General features: G+C 66.5%; 6 protein-coding genes and 1 riboswitch. Of the genes, 4 read left to right on the top strand and 2 right to left on the bottom strand.

What is annotated here, in order from left to right; translation table 11 throughout:
- The first annotated feature begins 15 nt into the window (after positions 1-15).
- From VEG08_06135 to bshB1, 4 genes are all read left to right on the top strand, one after another.
- Complete coding sequence (locus VEG08_06135) at positions 16-861, top strand: farnesyl diphosphate synthase (GenBank protein HXZ27564.1); 846 nt, start codon at positions 16-18, stop codon at positions 859-861.
- Between the two features lie 78 nt (positions 862-939).
- A riboswitch (Fluoride riboswitch) is annotated at positions 940-1,009 on the top strand.
- A gap of 20 nt (positions 1,010-1,029) precedes the next feature.
- Entirely contained in the window at positions 1,030-1,404 is a 375-nt protein-coding gene (gene crcB / locus VEG08_06130) for a fluoride efflux transporter CrcB (GenBank protein ID HXZ27563.1), read from the top strand.
- 19 nt (positions 1,405-1,423) lie between these two features.
- Positions 1,424-1,741, top strand: coding sequence for a DUF190 domain-containing protein (locus VEG08_06125; GenBank protein HXZ27562.1), 318 nt, complete (start codon positions 1,424-1,426; stop codon positions 1,739-1,741).
- Entirely contained in the window at positions 1,738-2,517 is a 780-nt protein-coding gene (bshB1, locus tag VEG08_06120) for a bacillithiol biosynthesis deacetylase BshB1 (GenBank protein ID HXZ27561.1), read from the top strand. The genes VEG08_06125 and bshB1 overlap by 4 nt, the downstream gene beginning before the upstream one ends.
- Here the strand turns inward: bshB1 and VEG08_06115 are convergent.
- Together VEG08_06115 and VEG08_06110 are read right to left on the bottom strand one after the other, a co-directional pair.
- The gene (locus VEG08_06115; GenBank protein ID HXZ27560.1) at positions 2,514-2,771 is read right to left on the bottom strand and encodes a hypothetical protein; all 258 of its coding nucleotides are present in this window, start codon (positions 2,769-2,771) and stop codon (positions 2,514-2,516) included. The genes bshB1 and VEG08_06115 overlap by 4 nt on opposite strands.
- Positions 2,772-2,789: 18 nt before the next feature.
- Positions 2,790-4,176, bottom strand: a 1,387-nt coding sequence (locus tag VEG08_06110) for a VWA domain-containing protein (protein HXZ27559.1), incomplete at its 5' end; no start/stop codon positions are given.

The following is a 4,176-nucleotide window of genomic DNA, read 5'->3' as shown; positions in this document are numbered from 1 at the left end:
CAGGGCCGCGCCGCGATCGATGCCGCCCTGGAGAGGTTGCTGCCCCCGGCGACGCAGTACCCGGAGTCCATCCACCGGGCCATGCGCCACAGCGTCTTCGCCGGCGGCAAGCGGCTGCGTCCCATCCTCTGCCTGGAAGCGGCGCGCATGGTCGCGGGCTCGCTCCCCGCGGGCATCGAGGAAGTGGGCTGCGCCCTGGAGATGCTGCACACCTACTCCCTCATCCACGACGACTTGCCCGCGCTCGACAACGATGACCTGCGCCGCGGCCAGCCCACCTGCCACAAGGCTTTCGGGGAGGCCACCGCCATCCTGGCCGGCGACGCCCTGCAGACCTACGCCTACCAGGTGTTCTCCCGGCTGCGCTGCCCCGCCGAGCGCCGCGTGCGCATCATCGAGGAAGTGGCCCGCGGCACCGGCACCGTCGAAGGCATGATCGGCGGCCAGGTCATGGACCTGGAAGCCGAGCGCACTCGCCCGGACGCCCGCACCCTGGAGTACATCCACCGCTCCAAGACGGGCGCGCTCATCACTGCCAGCCTGGTGTCCGGCGGGCTGTACGCCGGCGCGGACGAGGAGCAACTCGCCCGACTGCGCGACTTCGGCCGCGCCGTCGGCCTCGCCTTCCAGATCGCCGACGACGTACTCGACGTCACCCAGTCCTCCGAGCAATTGGGCAAGACCGCGGGCAAGGACACGGCCAGCGAGAAAGCCACCTATCCCGCTCTCTTCGGCGTCGAGGAATCCATGAAGAAGGCGGAGGCGCTGGTGGATTCCGGCTGCGCCGCTCTGGCCGCCTTCGGCCCCCGCGCCGAGACCCTCAAGCAGCTCGCCCGCTTCCTGGTGGAGCGCAAGAAGTAGCAGATCCTTGACGGCGTCATCCTGAGGACCTTCAGGTCCGAAGGATCTCGCGCGCACTCTGCGCCCCCTGGGGTAAAATGCTGCGACGGCGATGGAGTTCGCCACAACCGCCACGGCACGCGCCGGGGCTGATGACTCCTACCAACACTGGTTGAGGAGAGCTCCATCGTGCAAGCCTATCTCTGGATATCCCTGGGCGCGGTCCTGGGCGCCAGCCTGCGCTTTCTGGTCGGCCGCCTGGCTGCCCGCGTGATCGGCGTCACCTTCCCTTTCGGCACCCTGTTCATCAACATCACCGGTAGTTTCCTACTCGGCCTTTTCCTGGTTTGGACCACGGAGCGCGTGCTGGCCGACCCCAAGTGGCGCCTGCTCATCGCCATCGGCTTCTGCGGCTCCTACACGACCTTTTCCAGCTACGCCTTCGAGACCATGTCCTACTTCGAGCAGGGGCAGTGGCTGCTCTTCGGCTCCAACATCCTGGCCAACAACCTGCTCTGCCTGGCGGCCGTGCTGACGGGTGCAGCGCTGGCGAGGGGGCTGTAGAATGCCCGCGGAGAAACTCATGGCCGTCCAGGTCTCCATCTACCTCAACGAGGCCGATCAGTGGCACCATAAGCCGCTGCACCTGGCCATCCTCAACTACCTGCACGACGAGAAGGTGGCGGGCGCGACGGTGCTGCACGCCGTCGCCGGCTTCACCGGCACCGGGCGGGTCAAGAGCAGCGGACTGGTGGACGCGGGCGGCAAGCTGCCCCTGGTGGTCACCTTCATCGACACCGAAGAGCACATCCAGCGCGTGCTGCCCACCCTGCGCGAGATGGCGCCCCATCGCCTGATCGTGCGCGAAAACGTGGTCATCGAGCAGGGGTTGGACCGATGACGGCGGCGCCGCTCGACATCCTGGCCATCGCCGCCCATCGCGACGACGTGGAGCAGACCTGCGGCGGCACCCTGCTCAAGATGGCGCAACTCGGCCACCGCACCGGCATCCTCGACCTCACCCAAGGGGAGATGGGCACGCGCGGCACCGCCGAAGATCGTGCCCGCGAAGCCGCCCAGGCCGCTCGCATCCTCAAGGTCTCCTGGCGCGAGGCCCTCGACATCCCCGACGGCCGCGTGGAGAACACCTGGGAGAACCGGCTGAAGGTGGCGCGCGTGCTGCGCCAGCAGCGCCCGCGCGTGGTCATCCTGCCCTACTGGCAGGGGCGCCACCCCGACCACTACAACGCCTCGGTGCTCGGCTACGAGGCTTGCTTCCTGGCTGGATTAGCCAAGCTCGGCCTCGAAAGTGCCGCTGCTTCTTCGAACATCCGATCACGAGAAACTAGAAACGAGAAACTAGAAACTCTTCCCGTGCACCGCCCCTTCAAGATCGTCTACGCCACGCTCTACTTCGACATCCGCCCGACCTTCGTGGTGGACATCACCGATCAGTTCGAGGCCCGCCTGGAATCCATCTACGCCTACCAGTCGCAGTTCTCCGACCAGGAGGCCGGGCGCGCCGACTTCCCCGCCTTCGACGAGATCCGCGGGCGAGTGGAGGCCATGGCCCGCTTCTACGGCCTGCTGGCCGGCGTGAAGTACGCCGAGCCCTTCCTGCAAAAGGAGGTCGGCCTGGTGGACGACCTCACTGCTTTGCCGGTGAAATCGATTTAGGCGTGCCCTCGCCGTCGCGCCGCAACGCTCACCGCCAATAAAAACAGAATGAGCAGTACGGGGGTGCCGAGGAAGACGATTGCACCTACGATCGGGCCGAAAAGACGCACATAGAAGGAAGGAACCTCAACCCCAAGACCTACAAATAGGTTGGCAAAGACGGGGACGACCCATTTCACCGTAATCACCGCCAACAGGACGAGCCACGCGGCGAGCAGCATCAGGCCGGGTATCCTCTTCTTGCTCGCACTCATGCCTTGGTCCTCCAGCGTCTACCGGCTGACCGCTGACGGCTGTTCCACCTTGAGCGGGGCCAGCACGCTGCCGATGCGGCCGCTGGCATCGTCGCGCACCACGAAGCGCACCTGGTAGTCGCCGGGGGGAAGCTGCAGCGCGTTGTGGTAGGTGAGGCCCTTGCTTTGCAGTTCCGCTAGTCCATCCGGCTTCAGGTCCTCGCTCACCTGCTGCGAGAACTGCGCGGCGATGTTGCCGCTGCGGTCGCGGGCGACCGCCAGGAACTCCACGCTCACGTGATTGTTGGCCACCGTCACCGCGCCGGCCGGAAGGACGACCTCGCAGGCCGCCTGGTGCTGGGAGTCGCCGGGTCCGGCCGCGGCCGGCAGCCAGCGCACCGTCAGTGGTAGCTCGGTGTAATCGAAGGGAGAGTTCAGCGCGACAGCCAGTTCCCCGCCCTCCGCCCCCGGCGCCCCCGGCGCGCCGGTGAAGAAGCCACTGCGGGCGCGCAGGTTGGCGCCTTTGCGCTCGGTCTTGACCTGGAGCTTGTGCCACCCCGGAAGCGTGTTCGCGCGGTCCAGGTAGTAGGCCAGCATGTAATAGGCGGAGGCATCCGCTTCCGCCTTCTCAAAGGCCTTCGGCAGATCGTTGTCGTAGTAGTAGGCCTGGCCTCCGGTGCGGGAGGCCACTTCATTCAGCGTGGCCATGCGCAGGTTGTACTGCTCGTCGCCCTTCGGGGCGGAGAAGGTAGTGGGATCGGCGATGGAGGTGCCGCGGTTCCTGGCGGTATCGTCCAGACCCGTGCCCTGGATCTCCATGCCCTTGAGGTTCACCGGGTACACCGCGACGTCGGCATCGCTGAGCTGCTGAAAGGTGCGGTCGTAGATCCAGGTCACGCTCCCCGGCGTGGCCTCCAACTTCGGGTCCAGGTCGAAGGGGAAGCCGGCGGTCAACCACAGCAGCGACTTCCGCCCGGGCAGGCCGCCATACACCCCGGCGATATGCCGCAGGGCCTCCAGCGTCTCCTCAATGGTGTTCCGTTGCAGGGTGCTGGAGGGGAATGCCTCCGCCAAGTCACTTATCATCTTCGCCACGCGCGATGGATCGGCTCGCTGCAGCTCCCCCACGAATTCCGCGATATTGGGGGGCAGGTCCGTGGGCCTCGAGCCCTGCATGCTGTGGAAATTCTGCTTCAGGGCCTGCGTGAGTCCCGCCCGGATGATCTCCGGGTTGGTGGTGAAGTCAAAGACCAGGCTCACCCCGCCGGGATAGATCTTGAGCAGCGTCACCGGGCCGCGATCCAGGTTCTTCACCAGGTACTTCACCAGGGCCTCGCGGCCTCGCGTCTGGTCGAGGAAAGGAGTGTTGATGGTGTCGAGGGCGACGATGGTCAGCCGCTGCGCCTCGGGGCCGGCCTTTCCCTGG

The sequence above is a fragment of the Terriglobales bacterium genome, from assembly GCA_035624475.1.
Lineage (GTDB): Bacteria > Acidobacteriota > Terriglobia > Terriglobales > Acidobacteriaceae > DASPRL01.
The sequence above is the reverse complement of the archived record's forward strand: the minus strand, read 5'-3'. Positions and strand labels throughout refer to the sequence as shown.

Coding starts and splice junctions, on each gene's coding strand:
- VEG08_06125 (HXZ27562.1), top strand. CDS start 1,424: ATGGCCGTCCAGGTCTCCATCTACCTCAACGAGGCCGATCAGTGGCAC.
- bshB1 (HXZ27561.1), top strand. CDS start 1,738: ATGACGGCGGCGCCGCTCGACATCCTGGCCATCGCCGCCCATCGCGAC.
- VEG08_06115 (HXZ27560.1), bottom strand. CDS start 2,771: ATGAGTGCGAGCAAGAAGAGGATACCCGGCCTGATGCTGCTCGCCGCG.